Genomic DNA, 19,048 nt, shown 5'->3' with positions numbered 1-19,048 from the left:
ATTCCTGTCACGCTTTCCTCAGCGGTTCAGTCGTGCCGTTTTTCGGGTTCCTCCCCAAGGCTATTCCAAGCCACCGGAGGGGCCCGTTTTTCATGCCCTCTTTTCGCACCTGATCGCACCCCACCTGACGAAGGAGACGGCCCGTGGTCACGCAGGCGAACGAAAGGCCCAAAGGAACGGACGACATACCCAGGGAAGCGACGTACGACGTCATCATCCTGGGTTCCGGTATCGCCGGATCGGTGACCGGAGCCATTCTCGCGAAACACGGAGCGAGGGTTCTTCTCGTCGACGCAACAACCCATCCGCGATTCGCGGTCGGTGAGTCGATGACCCCGCAGCTCGTCGAATGGATCCACATTCTCGCCGAGCGCCACGAGCTCCCCGAACTCAAGAGCCTGGCCAGTGTGCGGCAGAGCACCAGGGACATCGCTCCCACCTTCGGCACCAAGGCCCACTTCGGGTTCATGAAGCACGAGGTCGGCAAGGAGCCCGACCCGCGCGAGGCGACCCAGCTGGCGCTGCCCAAGATCTTCCACCAGAACAGCCACATGTTCCGGCAGGACAGCGACTCCTTCATGTTCCACGTCGCCGTGAAGTACGGCTGTGTGGCGAAGCAGAGCTGGCGTGCCAGTGACGTCGACTTCGACGACGACGGCGTCACGGTCACGGGCCGCAGCGGCGCGCCGGGCGCGGAGCCCGAGTCGTTCCGCGCGAAGTACGTGGTGGACGCCTCCGGGTTCCGCTCGCCGCTCGCCGAGAAGTTCGACCTGCGCGACAAGCCGGCCCGCTTCAAGCACCACTCCCGCTCCATGTTCACGCACTACGTGGGCGTGAAGCGGTTCGACGACGTCAGCGGCCACCCCAAGGAGCTGCGGCCGCCGGCCGACTGGCACACCGGCACGATGCACCACCTGATCGAACGCGGCTGGTTCTGGATCATCCCGTTCGACAACCACAAGGACTCCCGCAACCCGCTGTGCAGCGTCGGCCTGACCATGGACGAGCGCACCTACCCCAAGCCCAAGGACATCAGCCCCGAGCAGGAGTTCGAGCTCTTCCTCGACAAGTACCCGGCGGTCAAGCGGCAGTTCGACGGGGCGAGCAAGGTCCGCGAGTGGGTCTCGACGGACCGGCTCCAGTACTCCTCCAAGCAGACCATCGGCGACCGCTGGTGCCTGATGTCGCACGCCGCCGGCTTCCTGGACCCGCTGTTCTCCCGGGGCCTGTCCAACACCCTCGAAGTGGTCGACGCCCTCACCTCGCGACTCCTCGAGGCCCTCAAGGACGGCGACTTCTCGGCCGAGCGCTTCGCGTACGTGGAGCGCCTGGAGCAGGGGCTGCTCCAGTACAACGACGAGATCGTCAACAGCTCCTTCATCGCCTTCTCGCACTTCCGCCTCTGGAACGCCGTCTTCCGGGTCTGGGGTTCGTTCATCACCCCCGGCACGATGCGCCTGACCCGGGCCCGCCTGAAGCACTTCAAGGACAAGGACCAGCGTCACTTCCGGGAGCTGGAGCAGAACGACCACCCCGGACTGTGGTGGCCGCAGAGCGACAAGTTCAAGATCCTCCTCGAGACGACGGCGGAGGCCTGCGAGAAGTACGAGGCGGGCGCCCTGTCCGGGGACGAGGCGGCCGACATCATCTTCAAGCTTCTCGACGAGTCGCCCATCGTCAATCCCGTCTTCGGATGGAAGGACGAGAACAAGCGGTTCATCTATCCGTCGGTCGCCACCATGGCCCGTTTCCTCTACTGGGCCTCGGTCGAGGCGCCCCCGGAGATGAACAGCGTCGGCCGGGAATTCCTGCTCGGCATCGTCAAGGCCGGGTCCAAGGTCCGTAAACTCCTCTAGGTGCGCGCACGCTCCGACACCGGCATTCGATCAGGAAAGGGATTGCACATGCCCGCAGCGCGCTCACTCACCCACAGCCAGATGAGACAGCCGATAGCGCCGAAGGAATTCCGCCGTGTCTGCGGACTTTTCGCGACCGGGGTGACGGTCATCACCGCCGGCACCGAAGGCGAGGCGGAAGGGACGACGGTGAATTCCTTCACCTCGGTCTCGCTCGACCCGTCGCTCGTCCTTTTCTGCCTGCACAAGGAATCGCGGATGCACGCCGTGATCAGCCGGCACGGCACCTTCGCCGTCAACTTCCTCGCGGGCGGCCAGCAGGAACTGGCCCGCGCCTTCGCCTCCCGCCGCCCGGAGGGCTTCCACGGCGTCCCGCACCACTTCGCCCCCGACGGCCCTCCGGTCCTCACCGAGGCCCTGGCCTATCTGACCTGCTCCACGGTGGCCGTGCACGCCGGCGGGGACCACGACATCGTGGTCGGCGAGGTCCTGGAGCTGGCCGCGCCGGGCGGCGCCCAGGAACCGCTGATCTTCTTCGACGGGACCCTGGGGCCGCTGGAGTCCGCGGACGGACGCTTCGCCCAGGCCGGACCGAAGGGCCCCGCGGTGAGCCCGGCCCGGGCCGGCTGACATGCGCAAGGTGCTCATCGCCAACCGTGGCGAGATCGCCGTCCGCGTCGCCCGCGCCTGCCGGGACGCGGGGATCGCGAGCGTGGCCGTCTACGCCGATCCGGACCGGGACGCGCCGCACGTCCGCGCCGCCGACCAGGCGTTCGCCCTCGGCGGCGACACCCCGGCCACCAGCTATCTGGACATGGGCAAGGTCCTCCGGGCCGCAGCGGACTCCGGGGCGGACGCGATCCACCCCGGATACGGCTTCCTGTCGGAGAACGCCGAGTTCGCCCAGGCGGTCCTCGACGCCGGCCTGACCTGGATCGGCCCGCCCCCGCAGGCCATCCGCGACCTGGGTGACAAGGTCGCCGCCCGCCACATAGCCCAGCGCGCCGGCGCCCCGCTCGTGGCCGGTACGCCGGACCCGGTGGGCGACGCCGACGAGGTAGTGGCCTTCGCCGAGCGCAACGGGCTCCCGATCGCGATCAAGGCCGCCTTCGGCGGCGGCGGCCGCGGGCTCAAGGTCGCCAGGACCCTGGGGGAGATCCCGGAGCTGTACGACTCCGCCGTCCGCGAGGCCGTCTCGGCCTTCGGCCGGGGCGAGTGCTTCGTCGAGCGCTACCTCGACAAGCCCCGCCACGTGGAGACGCAGTGCCTGGCCGACACCCACGGCAACGTCGTCGTCGTCTCCACCCGTGACTGCTCCCTCCAGCGCCGCCACCAGAAGCTGGTGGAGGAGGCCCCCGCGCCGTTCCTCACCGACGCCCAGAACGCCGAGCTGTACGCGGCGTCCAAGGCGATCCTGAGGGAGGCCGGCTACGTCGGCGCCGGTACGGTCGAGTTCCTCGTCGGGGCCGACGGCACGATCTCCTTCCTGGAGGTCAACACCCGCCTCCAGGTCGAGCACCCGGTCTCCGAGGAGGTCACCGGCCTCGACCTGGTCCGCGAGATGTTCCGCATCGCCGACGGCGAGGAGCTCGGCTACGACGACCCCGTCGCGCGCGGGCACTCCTTCGAGTTCCGGATCAACGGCGAGGACCCCGGCCGGGGCTTCCTCCCCGCCCCCGGCACCGTGACGCTGTTCGCCCCGCCGACCGGGCCGGGCGTCCGCCTCGACGCTGGCGTCGAGTCCGGCTCCGTGATCGGCCCGGCGTGGGACTCGCTGCTCGCGAAGCTCATCGTCACCGGCGCCACCCGCGAACAGGCCCTCCAGCGGGCCGCCCGAGCACTCGCGGAGTTCACCGTCGAGGGAATGGCGACCGCCCTCCCCTTCCACCGCGCCGTGGTCGCCGACCCCGCCTTCACCGCCGACCCGTTCACCGTCCACACCCGGTGGATCGAGACCGAGTTCGCCAACACCATCGAGGCGTTCGTCCCGCCCCCCGAGGCGGCCGGATCGGAGTCCCTCCGCGAACGGGTCGTCGTCGAGGTCGGCGGGCAGCGGCTCGACGTGGTCCTGCCGTCCTTCCTCGCCCCGGCCGGGAACGGCGCCGCTCGGAACGCCCCCGCACCGGCCGGACCCGCCAGGTCCCGCCCGCGCGGCGGAGGAACACGTACGGCGGTGGTCTCCGGCGACACCCTCACCTCCCCCATGCAGGGCACCGTCGTCAAGGTGGCCGTGGAGGAGGGCCAGCAGGTCGAGGGCGGCGACCTCATCGTCGTCCTGGAGGCCATGAAGATGGAGCAGCCCCTCAACGCCCACCGCTCCGGCGTCGTCACGGGCCTGCTCGCCCCGGGAGCCACCGTGAGCACGGGCGCCACCATCTGCGACATCAAGGACGGATGACCCCGTGGCCCCCACGACCTACACCGACGCCGTGAGCGGGGCCCTGGAGCGGCTGCGCGGAGTCGGGTACGAGCACGGGCCCCGCTTCGTCAACCACGCGCCGATGGCCGCCGAGGCGCTGGCGCACATGGGGTACACCGACGACGTACCCCGCTGGGTCGAGCAGAACCTCCGTACCCACACCTACCACGACGTCCCCGAGCCCCGGTGGGCGATCGACCCGGCGGACGCGGACGACTGGCGGTCCGCGCTCGGGCAGTTCAGCCGGGTGGCCGACTGGACCGCCCTCTTCGCCCGCGAACTCGCCCTCGCCCCCTGGCCGGACGTGCTCGCCCGGTGGTGGCCGCGGCTGCTCCCCGGGATGTCGGGCGTCCTCACCCACGGGGTCATCCGGACCGCCCACGCGGTACGGGCCCTGTCCCGGGCGGGGGACGAGAACCTCCTGCAGCGGCAGGAACTGGCCCAGGGGCTCGGGTACTGGGCCGCGCGCTACGCGAGCCACACCCACGGCGTCCGGCCGGGCGAGGAGGACCCGCGCACCGGCGACGCCGAAGGGGCGGCCGGCGCGCTCGACGACCTGGTGGCCGAGTACTCCGGCGTCTACGCCTCCGTACCCCAGCGCCACCCGGTGCCGCTCATCCACTCCGTCACCGGCCCGGCGGCGGTCCGCCTGGTCGTCGAGCACCTGCCGGCCGACCAGCGCCACGCCTCGTACCTGGTCGCGCGGGACGTCAGCGCCTCGATGCTCGGCTGGTTCTCCGTACCCGCTCCGAAGACTCCGGGGCCCGGCACCGGCACCGCGGGCGTCCCCGACCTCGCCGAGGTCTTCGCCACCGCCGCCGCCATCGGCGACGAGCACGCCATCAAGCTCGCCGAGGTCGCCGTACGTCACGAGGCACTCGCCCCCGACCCCCGCCACGCGGCGGCCGCCCATGCGGCGAACCAGGGTCTCGCCCGCTTCCGCGGCTGACCGGGGCACCCCTTCACGCGCACCTCAGGAGCCGTTCCCCGCCCCTCGGCGGGATTTCACGAGGAGGACCGATGGACGCACAAGTGATCGTCGCGGGAGCGGGGCCGGCCGGCATGATGCTCGCCGGTGAGCTACGCCTCGCGGGCGCCGACGTCATCGTGCTGGAGAAGCTGGCGGCACGCACCGGGGAGTCCCGCGGCCTGGGCTTCACCGCCCGGACCATGGAGATCTTCGACCAGCGCGGCCTGCTCTCCCGCTTCGGGGACATCGAGATCAGCAACGTGGGCCACTTCGGCGGACTCCCCGTCGACTTCGGGGTCCTGAAGGGCGCGCACCAGGCGGCCAAGACCATCCCGCAGTCCGCCACCGAGACCGTACTGGAGGAGTGGGCGACGCAACTCGGCGCCGACATCCGGCGCAGCCACGAACTCCTCTCCGTCACGGACAAGGAGGACTGCGTCGAGGTCGAGGTGCGGGGACCCGGAGGCGTCCACACCCTGCGGGCCGACTACCTGGTCGGCTGCGACGGCGGCCGCTCCACCGTTCGCAAGGCCGCCGGGTTCGACTTCCCCGGTACCGCCGCGACCATGGAGATGTTCCTCGCCGACGTCAAGGGCATCACCCTCGCCCCGCGCATGATCGGCGAGACCCTGGCCGGCGGCATGGTGATGGTCGGCCCGCTGCCCGGCGGCACGACCCGGCTGATCGTCTGCGAGCGCGGCACCCCGCCGCGGCGCCGGGAGACCCCGCCGACCTGGCGTGAGGTCGCGGACGCCTGGCAACGGCTCACCGGCGACGACATCTCGCACGCCGAACCGGTGTGGGTCTCCTCGTTCGGAGATGCCACGCGGCACGCCACCGAGTACCGGCGCGGCCGGATCTTCCTCTCCGGGGACTCCGCCCACATCCACCTCCCCGCCGGCGGCCAGGGCATGAACACCAGCATCCAGGACTCGGTGAACCTCGGCTGGAAACTGGCGGCGGTGGTCCGGGGCCGCGCCCCGGAGTCGCTGCTCGACACCTACCACGCCGAACGGCACCCGGTCGGCAAGCGGCTGCTCATGAACACCCAGGCCCAGGGGCTGCTGTTCCTGAGCGGCGCGGAGGTGCAGCCCCTGCGCGACGTCCTGCACGAACTGATCCGCTACCCCGAGGTCAGCAAGCACTTCGCCGCCATGGTCGGCGGACTCGACATCCACTACGCACTCGACGGCGGCTCCCACCCCCTGCTCGGCCTGCGGCTGCCGCACGTCCCGCTCGAAGGGGCCGGGCAGCCGGCGTCGAGCACCGAAGCCCTGCGCCGGGGCCGGGGAGTGCTCCTCGACCTGGCCGACAACGCCGAACTGCGCCGCCGGGCCACCCCCTGGCTGGACCGGGTCGACCTCGTCACCGCCACCGTGCCCGGCCCCACCGCCGGCTGCCTCGGGGACACCAGCGCCCTGCTGCTGCGCCCCGACGGCCATGTGGCGTGGGCCGCGCCGGGCAGCTTCGCCGATCTGCCGATGGCGCTGGACCGCTGGTTCGGCCCGGCGCGCTGAACCGTCCACGGCCCTCCGGGGCCGCCCGACACCCTACGGAGACCCCATGCACAGCACGTTGATCGTGGCCCGGATGAACCCCGGCTCCAGCGAGGACGTCGCCCGGCTCTTCCGCGCGTTCGACGGCAGCGACATGCCGCACCTGATGGGCACCCGCCGCCGACAGCTCTTCTCCTACCGCAACCTCTACTTCCACCTCCAGGACTTCGACACCGACAACGGCGGCGAGCTGATCGAGGCGGCCAAGTCCGACCCGCGCTTCCAGCGGATCAGCGACGACCTCAAGCCGTTCATCGAGGCGTACGACCCGGCGACCTGGAGGTCCCCGGCCGACGCCCTCGCCACCCGCTTCTACGACTGGGAGGGACGCGGGTGAGCACCAGACGTGTGGTCATCACGGGGGTCGGCGTCACCGCCCCCGGCGGCATCGGGGCCAAGAGCTTCTGGAGCCTGCTGAGCGACGGGCGCACCGCGACCCGCGGCATCACCTCCTTCGACCCCTCCGCGTTCCGCTCCCGGGTCGCGGCCGAGATCGACTTCGACCCGGAGGCGCACGGGCTCAGCCCGCAGGAGATCCGCCGGATGGACCGGGCGGCGCAACTGGCGGTCGTCTCGACGCGTGAGGCGGTCGCCGACAGCGGCCTGGACCTGACCGCGCTGGACCCGTACCGCACGGGCGTCACCATCGGCAGCGCGGTCGGCGCGACGATGGGCCTGGACGAGGAGTACCGGGTGGTCAGCGACGGCGGCCGGCTCACCCACGTGGACCACACCTACGCGGTCCCGCACCTCTACGACTACCTGGTCCCCAGCTCGTTCGCCGCCGAGGTCGCCTGGGCGGTCGGGGCGGAGGGCGCCGCCTCCGTCGTCTCGACGGGCTGCACCTCGGGCATCGACGCCGTGGGACACGCGGTGGAACTGATCCGTGAGGGCTCCGCCGACGTGATGGTGGCCGGGGCGACGGACGCCCCGATCTCCCCGATCACCCTGGCCTGCTTCGACGCCATCAAGGCGACGACCCCCCGCAACGACGACGCCGAGCACGCCTCCCGGCCGTTCGACGGGACCCGCAACGGGTTCGTCCTGGGGGAGGGGTCGGCGGTCTTCGTCCTGGAGGAGCTGGAGAGCGCGCGGGCACGCGGGGCGCACATCTACGCGGAGATCGCCGGGTACGCCTCGCGCTGCAACGCCTTCCACATGACGGGGCTGCGCGCGGACGGGGCGGAGATGGCCGAGGCGATCACCGTCGCCCTCCGCGAGGCCCGGCTGAACGCCGAGTCCATCGACTACATCAACGCGCACGGCTCCGGCACCAAGCAGAACGACCGCCACGAGACGGCCGCCATGAAGAAGAGCCTCGGCGACCACGCGTACCGCACCCCGGTCTCCTCCATCAAGTCGATGGTCGGGCACTCGCTGGGCGCGATCGGCTCGATCGAGATCGCCGCGTCCGTCCTGGCCATGGAGCACCACGTGGTGCCCCCCACGGCCAACCTGCACACCCCGGACCCGGAGTGCGACCTCGACTACGTGCCGCTGACGGCGCGCGAGCACCGCACCGACACGGTCCTGACCGTCGGAAGCGGCTTCGGCGGCTTCCAGAGCGCCATGGTGCTCGCCCGGCCGGAGAGGAGAATGCCATGAGTTCGGGCACCCCGCGAGCGGTGGTGACGGGGCTCGGCATCACCGCCCCCAACGGCCTGGGCACCGAGGCCTACTGGGCGGCCACCCGGGTCGGCAAGAGCGGCATCGGCCGGGTCACCCGCTTCGACCCCGCGCAGTACCCGGCACGGCTGGCCGGGGAGGTGCCCGGGTTCACCGCGTCCGAGCACCTGCCGAGCCGGCTGATGGCCCAGACCGACCACATGACCCGCCTGGCCCTCGTCGCCACCGACTGGGCGCTCGCGGACGCCGGGGTCGTCCCCGCCGAACTGCCCGCGTACTCCATGGGCGTGGTCACCGCCAGCTCGTCCGGGGGCTTCGAGTTCGGCCAGGGCGAGCTGCAGAAGCTGTGGGCCGAGGGCAGCCAGTACGTCTCCGCCTACCAGTCCTTCGCCTGGTTCTACGCCGTCAACAGCGGCCAGATCTCGATCCGCAACGGCATGAAGGGCCCCAGCGGCGTCGTCGTCTCGGACCAGGCGGGCGGCCTGGACGCGCTGGCGCAGGCCCGGCGCCAGATCCGCAAGGGGACCAGCCTGGTCGTCTCCGGCTCGGTCGACGCCTCGATCTGCCCCTGGGGCTGGGTCGCCCAGCTCGCCGGCGGCCGACTGGCCACCGGGGACGACCCGGGCTCCGCGTACGTCCCCTTCGACGCGGCCGCCGCCGGGCACGTCCCCGGTGAGGGCGGTGCCATCCTCGTCATGGAGGACGAGGAGTCGGCTCGGGAGCGTGGCGCCGAGGTCTACGGACACATCGCCGGGTACGGCTCCACCTTCGACCCGGCCCCCGGCAGCGGCCGGCCGCCCGGGCTGCGCAAGGCCGTCGAGCTCGCCCTGGCGGACGCCGGCCTGGAGGCCGGCGACATCGACGTGGTGTTCGCCGACGCGGCGGCGGTCCCCGAACTGGACCGGACCGAGGCGGACGCGCTGAACGCCGTCTTCGGAGCGCGCGGGGTGCCCGTCACCGCCCCGAAGACGATGACCGGGCGCCTCTACTCGGGCGCCGCGCCCCTGGACGTCGCGACGGCCTTCCTCGCCATGCGCGACGGGATCGTCCCGGCCACCGTCAACGTCGACCCGGACCCCGCCTACGGCCTCGACCTGGTCGTCGGGCAGCCCCGGACGCTCCAGGTCCGCCACGCCCTGGTGCTCGCCCGGGGCCACGGCGGCTTCAACTCGGCGGTCGTGGCCGGCCGCGCGTAACCCCTGCGCTTCGCAGAATCCTCCCCCAGCCGACAGAGAAGGACGGAAGAAGACATGGACACCCAGACCTTCACCCTGGAGAACCTCAAGCGCATCCTGCGCGAGGGAGCCGGTGCCGACGAGAACGTCGACTTCGACGGCGACATCCTCGACGCGGACTTCGAGGACCTCGGCTACGAGTCCCTGGCGATCCTGGAGACGTGCGGCCGGATCGAGCGGGAGTACGGCATCACGCTCGACGACTCGGTGGTCAGCGACGTGCGGACGCCGCGCCGCATGGTCGAGGTCGTGAACGAGCACCTGGGTCAGCCGGCCTCCGCCTGACCGCCGCACCCCTCCCGGCACCCGCACCCGTTCGGCCTTTCACCCCCCCCCGTATCTCCCGCCGTACCTCCGAAGGAGCAGTCATGCCCGGAAACGACCGACCCGTCGCCCTCATCTCCGGCGCCACCAGCGGCATCGGCCTGGCGGTTGCCCGGCTGCTGGCCACCCAGGGGCACCGCGTCTTCATCGGCGCCCGTGACGCCGAGAACGTCGCCGCGACCGTCAAGGCCCTGCGCGAGGAGGGCCTTGAGGCCGACGGCACGACGCTCGACGTGCGCTCCCCTGAATCCGTCGAGACCTTCGTCCAGACGGCGGTGGAACGTTTCGGCACGGTCGACGTCCTCGTCAACAACGCCGGGCGCAGCGGCGGCGGCGTCACCGCCGACCTCGACGACGAGTTGTGGAACGACGTCATGGAGACCAACCTCACCAGCGTCTTCCGCCTCACCCGAGCCGTCCTCAACACCGGCGGCATGCGCCACAAGGACCGCGGCCGGATCATCAACATCGCCTCCACCGCCGGAAAGCAGGGCGTGGTGCTCGGTGCGCCCTACTCGGCCTCCAAGCACGGCGTCGTCGGCTTCACCAAGGCGCTCGGCAACGAACTCGCCCCCACCGGCATCACCGTGAACGCGGTCTGCCCCGGCTACGTCGAGACGCCGATGGCCCAGCGCGTGCGGGCCGGCTACGCGGCCGCGTACGACACGTCCGAGGACGCGATCATGCAGAAGTTCACCGCCAAGATCCCCCTCGGCCGCTACTCCACCCCGGAGGAGGTCGCCGGCCTCGTGGGTTACCTCGCCTCCGACACGGCGGCCTCCATCACCGCGCAGGCCCTCAACGTCTGCGGCGGACTCGGCAACTTCTGAGCCGTACCCGCTTCCCGAGTTCGACGACCCGAGGAGATGAAGGACATGACCGACTCCCAGCCACGCGAGGTGGAGCACGAGATCACGGTCTCGGCCCCGGCCGAGGAGGTGTACCGGCTGATCGCCGACGTGGAGAACTGGCCGCGGATCTTCCCCCCGACCATCTACGTCGACCACATCGAGCGCTCCGACGACGAGGAGCTCATCCGCATCTGGGCGACGGCCAACGGTGAGGCGAAGAACTGGACGTCGCGCCGCGTCCTGGACCGCGCGGCGATGCGCATCACCTTCCGCCAGCAGGTCTCGACCCCGCCCGTCGCCACGATGGGCGGCACCTGGATCATCGAGCCGCTCTCCGCCACCGAGTCGCGGATCCGGCTCCAGCACGACTACACCGCCGTCGACGACGACCCGGCCGGGCTCGCCTGGATCGAGGAGGCCGTCGACCGCAACTCGCGCTCCGAGCTGGCCGCGTTGAAGACCAACGTGGAACTTGCCGCGTCCTCGGAGGACTTGACGTTCTCGTTCGAGGACACCGTCGAGATCGCCGGCTCCGCCAAGGACGCCTACGACTTCATCAACGAGGCCGGACTCTGGGCGGAGCGGCTCCCGCACGTGGCCGTCGTCCGCCTCACCGAGGACAGCCCCGGTCTCCAGACCCTGGAGATGGACACCCGGGCCAAGGACGGCTCCGTGCACACCACGAAGTCCTACCGGGTCTGCCTCGACGGCGAGAAGATCGCCTACAAGCAGACCACCCTGCCCGCCCTGATGAACCTGCACACCGGTGTCTGGACCTTCCGGGAGACGGACACGGGAGTCGCCGCCACCTCCCAGCACACCGTGGTCATCCGCGCCGAGAACATCGAGAAGATCCTCGGCCCCGAGGCGGACGTCGCACAGGCGCGGGAGTACGTGAGGGCGGCGCTCAGCACCAACAGCCGCGCCACCCTCGGCCACGCCAAGGACTACGCCGAAGCGCGGCGCTGACGCCGTGCGGGCACCCGTCACCACGGACACGGAGGTCGTCGTGGAAGCGGTCACGGACGCGGACGTCGTCGTCGTGGGCGCGGGGCCCGTCGGGCTGATGCTCGCCGGGGAGCTGCGGCTCGGCGGCGCCGAGGTGATCGTGCTGGACCGGCTCGACGCCCCGACGACCGAGTCCCGCGCGTCCACCCTGCACGCCCGCACCATGGAGATACTCGACCAGCGCGGGCTGCTCGACGACATCGGGACCCCGCCGGACGAGCCCATGGGCCACTTCGGCGGCCTCCCGCTCGACCTGCGGCTGCCCGGCCCCTACCCCGGGCAGTGGAAGGTCCCGCAGACCCGCATGGAAGCGGTCCTCGGCGCCTGGGCCGTACGGCTCGGCGCCGAGGTGCGGCGCGGCCACCGGGTCACCGGTCTCCAGTGCCACCCGGACCGGGTCACGGTCGAGGCGGTCGGGCCGGGCGGTGCCACGGTACGGATCACCGCCCCGTACGTCGTCGGGTGCGACGGCGAGGACTCCACCGTGCGCCGGCTCACCGGCGTCGGCTTCCCCGGGACCGACGCCCGACGGGAGCTGATCCGCGCCGACATCGACGGCATCGACATCCGCGGCAGGCGTTTCGAACGCCTGCCGCACGGGCTGGCCATCGCGGCCCGCAGGCCCGACGGCGTCACCCGCGTGATGGTCCACCAGTTCGGCCGCGCGCCCCGCGCCGCCGAGGCGTCCTTCGCCGACATCGTCGACGCCTGGCGCCATGTCACCGGCGAGGACCTGTCGGCCGGAACCCCCCTGTGGGTCAACGCGTTCGGTGACGTCTCCCGGCAGGCCGACCGCTACCGGCACGGCCGCGTACTCCTCGCCGGGGACGCCGCCCACGCCCAGATGCCGATCGGCGGCCAGGCCCTCAACCTGGGCCTCCAGGACGCGGTCAACCTGGGCTGGAAACTGGCCCGGACGGCCCGCGGCCGGGCGCCGGCCCACCTCCTCGACTCCTACCACGAGGAACGGCACGAGGTGGGCCGCCAGGTCCTCTCCAACATCCGCGCCCAGGCCCGGCTGCTGCTCGGCGGGCCCGAGGTGACGGGCCTGCGCGCGGTGATGGGCGAACTGCTCCCGTACGAGGGCGTGCGGGCCCGGCTGGCCGGGATGATCAGCGGCCTGGACATCCGGTACGGCGGCGCGCTCACGGACGCGGGACGGCCGGGCGGCGGTCCGCACGAGCAGGCGGGGCGGAGGCTGCCGCCGATGTCGCTGAGGCTCCGGGCGGAGGGCACTTCGGCGGACGAGGTCGGGGCGGAGGACGCCCGGCGGGACGGTGCGCCGGTGGGCACGGCGGTGAGCACGGCGGTGCTGCTGCGGGGTGCCCGCGGGGTCCTGCTGGTGACGGCGGCCGAGTCGGAGCGGCGGGACCTCCTCACGGGGACCGCGAGGCCGTTCGGCCGGAGCGTGGACGTCGTGACGGCGTTCCGACCGGTCGATCCGGAAGGCGGGCCGCTGGACGGGGTGGACGCCGTACTGGTCCGGCCGGACGGCTACGTCGCCTGGGCCGGCACCTCCGCCGCGGCCCTCGAAGCCGCGCTCGCCACCTGGTTCGCACGGGACGCCCGACTCACGGACAGCCCCCCGGTCCCTACGGCCACGTCGAAGACCGGGCCCCCGGAACGACACGCCTCACCCACGGGCCCCTACCCCGGCCCGCACATCGGTTCACACATCGTCAGGAGAGAGAACATGGGAAAGCTCACCGGAAAGACGGCGCTGGTCACCGGCGCGAGCCGGGGCATGGGCCGGGCCACGGCCGAACGGCTCGCACGGGAAGGGGCGCTCGTCGCCGTCCACTACGCGACCGGCGCGGACGCGGCGGCGGAGGTCGTGGAGCGCATCGAGAAGGACGGCGGACGTGCCTTCGCCGTCCGCGCGGAACTGGGGGTGCCCGGCGGCGTCCACGAACTCTTCCTCGGGCTCGAAGAGGGCCTCAAGGAGCGCACCGGCTCCACGCAGCTCGACATCCTGGTCAACAACGCCGGGGTGATGGGCGGGGTCGCGGCCGAGGACACGACCCCCGAGCAGTTCGACCGCATCTTCGCGGTGAACGCGAAGGCCCCGTTCTTCATCATCCAGCGGGCCCTCACCAACATTCCGGACGGCGGACGGATCGTCAACATATCGTCCGGTCTGACCCGGTTCGCCAACCCGGACGAGATCGCCTACGCGATGAGCAAGGGCGCCGTCGAGATGCTCGCCCTGCACTTCGCCAAGCTGCTCGGACCCCGCAACATCACCATCAACTCCGTCGCGCCCGGCATCACCCGCAACAGCAACCCGGTCTTCGACATCCCGGAAGCCGTCACGGCCATGGCCGGACTGTCGACCTTCAACCGGGTGGGCGAACCGGAGGACGTCGCCGACGTCATCGCCTTCCTCGTCTCGGACGACGCCCGCTGGGTCACCGGTTCGTTCGTCGACGCGAGCGGCGGCACCCTGCTCGGCTGACCACACGTACCCGCCCCCTCCGACCCGCTGGAGCACCGGACCATGACCAGCTCCTTCGTCCCCCCGCACACCGCACCCGCCCCGGCGCACACCCCGTGGAGCCCCCGGATGTGGGGGCTGCTGGTCGTGCTCGCCGGCAACATGCTCATCGACGCGCTCGAAGTGTCCGTGGCGCTCGTGGCGCTGCCCGCGATCGGCACGGACCTCGGCGCGCCCCTGACCACCACGCAGTGGACGATCACCGGATTCGCCGCCGGTTTCGGCGGCCTGATGCTCTTCGGCGCCCGGGTCGTGGCGCTGCTGGGGCGCCGCCGGGTCTATCTCGCCGCTCTCCTCGGCTTCGCCGCCGCCTCGGTGGTCGGCGCCCTCGCCGAGGACCCCTCGCTCCTCACCGCCACCCGGGTGGTGAAGGGTTTCTGCGCGGCACTGACCGCGCCCACCGGGCTCGCGATCATCGCGACCGCCTTCCCCGAGGGCCCGCCCCGCAACCGGGCCCTCTCCGTCTACACCCTCTTCGGCGCCGGAGGATTCACGGCGGGCCTCCTGCTCTCCGGCTGGCTGACCGACATCAGCTGGCGCCTCACCTTCGCCTTCCCCGCCCCGGCGGTCCTGGTGCTGTTCGCCCTGGGACTGCGGCTGATCCCGGGGGCGACGGCGGACGGCACGCCGGTGGACAGGGCGGGACAGCCACCGGGCACGGCGGACGGCCACCCGGGACGACCGGACGGCGACACCGCACGGCACCTACCCGGCACGGCCCGTCGGCGCTACGGCTTCGCGAGCGCGGGCGCGTTCCTCGCCGGGCTGCTCGCCCTGATCCAGGGCATCACGTCCGTACCCGCCCACGGGTGGGCCGACCTCCGCTCCACCGGGCCGCTGGCCCTGGCCGGAGCCACGCTCTTCCTGTTCGTCGCCCTCGAACGCGCCTCGGCCCAGCCGCTCCTACGCTTCGAGGCCCTCCGCAGCGGGGCGATGATCCGCTCGGCGCTCGGCGCGGCCTGCCTCAACGGCTCCTATCTGGGGATGCTGTTCGTCCTCACCCACCAGCTCCAGAGTCTGGCGGGCTGGTCCCCGCCGCAGGCAGCCGCCGCTTTCCTGCCGGCCGCCGTCCCCCTGATGGTGACCGCGCTGTACTCCGGGCGGATCGTCGCCCGCTTCGGCGCACCGCGCCTGATCGCCGCCGGGGCGGTCCTGCCGCTCGCCGGGTACCTGCTCCTCCTGCGAGCGCCGTGGCCACCGGCGTACGCCACCGGAATCCTGCCCACGATGCTGCTCGTCGGGGCCGGTTTCGTGCTCTCCTTCGCCGCGCTGAACATGCAGGCGACGTCCCACCTTCCGCCCGCCGAACGGGGGGCGGGCAGCGGCCTCTACCAGACCGCCGTCCAGGTGGGCGCCGCACTCTCGGTGGCCCTGGTGGCCGCGCTGCTCCCCGAAGCCGCCCCGGACGCCGGGACGACGCCGGCGGAGATCGCGGCGGCCTGCCGCCCGGCACTGACCCTGGTCGCCGTGGTCGGCGCCCTCGGCCTGCTCACCGCACTCACCGGCCTACGCCCCCGGCGTACGGGCCCGTCCTGACGGGTCCGGAGGGGCACGTACAGGCGGGCCGGGGCCGGTTCACGCCTCCGGCGAGCGGACCGCCTGGGGGCCCGCACGGGTGGAGCGCGAACCCGTCCCACGTACGCGCTCCGGCTCTCGCACGGAGGGACACCCATGGACACCGCCCCCGCCCCCGAGTACGCCTCCACCCCCGCCCCGACGCACGCCCCCGCCCCCGATCACGCCTGTCCGCCGACCCCGCGTCGCACCCGCCCCGCCCCCGGACACGTGCACGTCTGGCTCGTACGCCCGCCCCTCGCCGGTCCGCGTGCAGGGGGCCCCGCCCCACGACCCTCCGGGCTCAGCGCCGCCGAGCTCCGGCGCGCGGCCTCCTTCGCGCACCCGGCCGACCGGGTCGCCTACACGACCGCGCACACGGCACTGCGGCACCTGCTCGGCGGCTACCTCGGCCGGCCGCCCGCCGCCCTCGCGTTCGTACGGGAGCCCTGCCCCGGCTGCGGGGGACCGCACGGCCGGCCCGCCGTGGTCCAGGCCGACGGGCCGCCGCCGCTGCACTTCTCCCTGACGCACACCCGGAGTCTGCTCGCCGTCGCGGTCGCCCCGCGGGTCATCGGCGTGGACGTGGAACGGCTGCCGTCGGCGGAGACCGTCGAGGCGTGCGCCCGGGCGCTGCACCCCGGGGAGCGGGCGGAACTGGAGGCCGCGCCGCCGGGCGGGCGCCGGGCGCACTTCGCCCGGCTGTGGACCCGCAAGGAGGCGTACCTCAAGGCCCTGGGCACGGGCCTCTCCCGCCACCCGCGCATCGACTACCTGGGCTCCGACCTCCGGCGCAGGCCCGCCCGCTGGGCGGTCCTCGACCTTCCCGCAGGTCCGGGGCACGCGGCGGCGATCGCGGTGCCCGGCGACCGGCCGGAGCACGTCACCGTCCGCCGGCTGACCGCCGAACCCCCGTACGGCGACGCCGGTCAGGCCACGGACCCCGGCAGCACGATCACCCGAAGCTCACGTTGAGGAGCGTGCACCCATGTCGACCGACGAGAATACCACCACCGCCACACACACCCCTCCCGCCCCCATCGCCCCCCAGGCCACGGCGCCGGTCACCTCACGGGCCGTCACCCGTCCGACCGCCCGCGGGCACTGGACGGCCATGGAGCGCCTGGAGGAACTCGGCCTGATCAAGGAGGAGGTCCGCAAGGGACCCGATCCGCTGGCCACCGAACGCCAGCACGCCAAGGGCAAGCTGACCTGCCGCGAACGGATCGACCTGCTCCTCGACGAGGGCACGTTCACCGAGGTCGAGCCGCTGCGCAGGCACCGCGCCACCGGCTTCGGCCTGGAGGACAAGCGTCCCTACACGGACGGGGTCGTCACCGGCTGGGGCACGGTCCACGGGCGGACCGTCTTCCTGTACGCCCACGACTTCCGGATCTTCGGAGGGGCCCTCGGCGAGGCGCATGCGGCCAAGATCCACAAGATCATGGACATGGCCCTGGCGGCCGGCGCCCCGCTGGTCTCGCTCAACGACGGTGCGGGCGCCCGTATCCAGGAGGGGGTCTCCGCCCTCGCCGGGTACGGCGGCATCTTCCTCCGCAACACCAAGGCGTCCGGGGTGATCCCGCAGATCTCCGTCATGCTCGGCCCGTGCGCGGGCGGCGCCGCCTACTCCCCGGCACTGACCGACTTCGTCTTCATGGTCCGCGGGATCTCGCAGATGTTCATCACCGGCCCGGACGTCGTGCGGTCCGTGACGGGCGAGGAGATCACCCAGGACGGTCTGGGCGGCGCCGACGTCCACTCGTCGACCTCCGGCGTGGCGCACTTCGCGTACGACGACGTGCGCGCCTGCATGGAGGACGTACGCCATCTGCTGTCGCTGCTGCCCGCCAACAACCGGGACCTGCCGCCCGGCGCCCCGGCCTCCGATCCGGTGGACCGGACGACCGACCGGCTGCTGGAGCTGGTGCCCGGCGATCCGCAGCGGGTCTACGACATCCGGACCGTGATCGAGGAGATCGTCGACGACGGCGACTACTTCGAGGTGCATCCGGCCTGGGCCGCCAACATCGTCTGCGCCCTGTCCCGGATGGGCGGCGAGGTCGTGGGCATCGTCGCCAACCAGCCCGCCTGCACCGCGGGCGTGCTCGACATCGACGCCTCGGAGAAGGCGGCGCGGTTCGTCCAGTTCTGCGACGCGTTCAACATCCCCCTGGTCACCCTGATCGACGTACCGGGCTTCCTGCCGGGCGTGGACCAGGAACACAACGGCATCATCCGGCGGGGCGCGAAGCTGCTCTACGCGTACTGCAACGCCACCGTGCCCCGGATCTCCCTGGTCCTGCGCAAGGCGTACGGCGGCGCGTACATCGTGATGGACTCCCGCTCCATCGGCACCGACCTCGCGCTCGCCTGGCCCTCGAACGAGATCGCCGTCATGGGCGCGGAGGGAGCGGCCAACGTCATCTTCCGCCGCGAGATCAACGCCGCCGACGACCCGGACGCGGTACGGCAGCAGAAGATCAAGGAGTACCAGGTGGAGCTGATGCACCCGTACTACGCGGCCGAACGCGGGCTCGTGGACGACGTGATCGACCCGCGCGAGACCCGGCGGATCATCATCCGGTCGCTGGCGATGCTGCGGAACAAACACGCCGACCTGCCGTCGCGCAAGCACGGCAACCCGCCGCAGTGAGCACGCCCGGCGAGGAGGGGACCGCCACCACCTTCCGCATCGTGCGGGGTCAGCCCACCGCGGCCGACCTCGCGGCCCTGACCGCGATCCTGCTGAGCCGCTTCGCGGCAGCGGAACCGCACGGCGCCGACGCCGCCGGACCCCCGCGCACGGCCGGCTGGCGCCGCCCGGAACGAGCGGCCCCGCACCGGGACCCCCGCGGCTGGCGCACCTCCGGCAGCGGCACGGGCTGACGCCAGCACCCCGACACCCGGACGCCCGGCTCCCCACCCGGGAGCCGGCGCCCCGGGGTCCGGCCCGCACCGGGGTCCAAGCCCGCACCGGGTCCAAGCCCGCATCCGGGGCCCCGGCGCCGCACCCGGGTCTCGGGCCCGCCCCCTGGCGTCCGGCGCCGGCACCTTTACGCCCCGCCCGCACCCTGCCCGGCACCCGGCGCGCACCTAGGCCGCGGCCCGCCCCCGGCACCCGGCGCGCCCGCGCCTTTACGCCGCGCCCGCAC

Annotated in this window: 16 protein-coding genes; all 16 read left to right on the top strand. The window is 72.5% G+C overall.

Translation table 11 applies throughout. From position 1 onward, the window contains the following. Positions 1 to 143 precede the first annotated feature (143 nt). A complete protein-coding gene (locus ACFWV2_RS10365) occupies positions 144 to 1,856 on the top strand; it encodes an NAD(P)/FAD-dependent oxidoreductase (RefSeq protein WP_384404544.1) in 1,713 nt (570 codons plus the stop codon). An 81-nt stretch (positions 1,857 to 1,937) separates the two neighbouring features. Then, positions 1,938 to 2,486, top strand: a complete 549-nt coding sequence (locus ACFWV2_RS10360) for a flavin reductase family protein (RefSeq protein ID WP_384404542.1) — start codon at positions 1,938 to 1,940, stop codon at positions 2,484 to 2,486. Position 2,487: 1 nt separating this feature from the next. Continuing rightward, positions 2,488 to 4,254 carry an acetyl/propionyl/methylcrotonyl-CoA carboxylase subunit alpha gene (locus ACFWV2_RS10355; RefSeq protein ID WP_384404540.1) on the top strand — a complete coding sequence of 589 codons (1,767 nt, stop codon included), beginning with the start codon at positions 2,488 to 2,490 and terminating at the stop codon, positions 4,252 to 4,254. Positions 4,255 to 4,258: 4 nt separating this feature from the next. Continuing rightward, positions 4,259 to 5,224, top strand: a complete 966-nt coding sequence (locus ACFWV2_RS10350; protein ID WP_384404538.1) for a hypothetical protein — start codon at positions 4,259 to 4,261, stop codon at positions 5,222 to 5,224. Positions 5,225 to 5,295: 71 nt separating this feature from the next. Continuing rightward, complete coding sequence (locus ACFWV2_RS10345; RefSeq protein ID WP_384404536.1) at positions 5,296 to 6,762, top strand: FAD-dependent monooxygenase; 1,467 nt, start codon at positions 5,296 to 5,298, stop codon at positions 6,760 to 6,762. A gap of 46 nt (positions 6,763 to 6,808) precedes the next feature. Beyond that, positions 6,809 to 7,138, top strand: coding sequence for a TcmI family type II polyketide cyclase (locus ACFWV2_RS10340; RefSeq protein ID WP_384404534.1), 330 nt, complete (start codon positions 6,809 to 6,811; stop codon positions 7,136 to 7,138). Next, positions 7,135 to 8,406, top strand: coding sequence for a beta-ketoacyl-[acyl-carrier-protein] synthase family protein (locus tag ACFWV2_RS10335; RefSeq protein WP_360783944.1), 1,272 nt, complete (start codon positions 7,135 to 7,137; stop codon positions 8,404 to 8,406). Before ACFWV2_RS10340 ends, ACFWV2_RS10335 begins: the two co-directional genes overlap by 4 nt. After that, positions 8,403 to 9,623, top strand: a complete 1,221-nt coding sequence (locus ACFWV2_RS10330) for a ketosynthase chain-length factor (RefSeq protein WP_384404532.1) — start codon at positions 8,403 to 8,405, stop codon at positions 9,621 to 9,623. Before ACFWV2_RS10335 ends, ACFWV2_RS10330 begins: the two co-directional genes overlap by 4 nt. Before the next feature lie 54 nt (positions 9,624 to 9,677). Beyond that, on the top strand, positions 9,678 to 9,947 hold the full coding sequence (locus tag ACFWV2_RS10325) for an acyl carrier protein (protein ID WP_360783940.1): 270 nt from the start codon (positions 9,678 to 9,680) through the stop codon (positions 9,945 to 9,947). An 83-nt stretch (positions 9,948 to 10,030) separates the two neighbouring features. Then, positions 10,031 to 10,816: a 3-oxoacyl-ACP reductase FabG gene (gene fabG, locus ACFWV2_RS10320; protein WP_384404529.1), complete on the top strand. Its 786-nt coding sequence runs from the start codon at positions 10,031 to 10,033 to the stop codon at positions 10,814 to 10,816. A 45-nt stretch (positions 10,817 to 10,861) separates the two neighbouring features. Further along, positions 10,862 to 11,806, top strand: coding sequence for an aromatase/cyclase (locus tag ACFWV2_RS10315; protein WP_384404527.1), 945 nt, complete (start codon positions 10,862 to 10,864; stop codon positions 11,804 to 11,806). Between the two features lie 97 nt (positions 11,807 to 11,903). Next, a complete protein-coding gene (locus tag ACFWV2_RS10310) occupies positions 11,904 to 14,300 on the top strand; it encodes an SDR family oxidoreductase (RefSeq protein WP_384404665.1) in 2,397 nt (798 codons plus the stop codon). 42 nt (positions 14,301 to 14,342) lie between these two features. Continuing rightward, positions 14,343 to 15,875 carry an MFS transporter gene (locus ACFWV2_RS10305; RefSeq protein ID WP_384404525.1) on the top strand — a complete coding sequence of 511 codons (1,533 nt, stop codon included), beginning with the start codon at positions 14,343 to 14,345 and terminating at the stop codon, positions 15,873 to 15,875. 135 nt (positions 15,876 to 16,010) lie between these two features. Next, a complete protein-coding gene (locus ACFWV2_RS10300; protein WP_384404523.1) occupies positions 16,011 to 16,868 on the top strand; it encodes a 4'-phosphopantetheinyl transferase family protein in 858 nt (285 codons plus the stop codon). Between the two features lie 139 nt (positions 16,869 to 17,007). After that, a complete protein-coding gene (locus ACFWV2_RS10295) occupies positions 17,008 to 18,549 on the top strand; it encodes an acyl-CoA carboxylase subunit beta (protein ID WP_384404663.1) in 1,542 nt (513 codons plus the stop codon). Next, positions 18,546 to 18,782 (top strand): acyl-CoA carboxylase epsilon subunit, encoded by a 237-nt coding sequence (locus tag ACFWV2_RS10290; protein ID WP_384404521.1) that lies wholly within the window; start codon positions 18,546 to 18,548, stop codon positions 18,780 to 18,782. Before ACFWV2_RS10295 ends, ACFWV2_RS10290 begins: the two co-directional genes overlap by 4 nt. Positions 18,783 to 19,048 lie beyond the last annotated feature (266 nt).

Origin of the sequence: Streptomyces sp. NPDC058671 (assembly GCF_042716475.1) — a bacterium.
Classification (GTDB): domain Bacteria; phylum Actinomycetota; class Actinomycetes; order Streptomycetales; family Streptomycetaceae; genus Streptomyces.
Note: the sequence above shows the minus strand (reverse complement) of the source record. Positions and strands in the feature narration are given on the sequence as shown.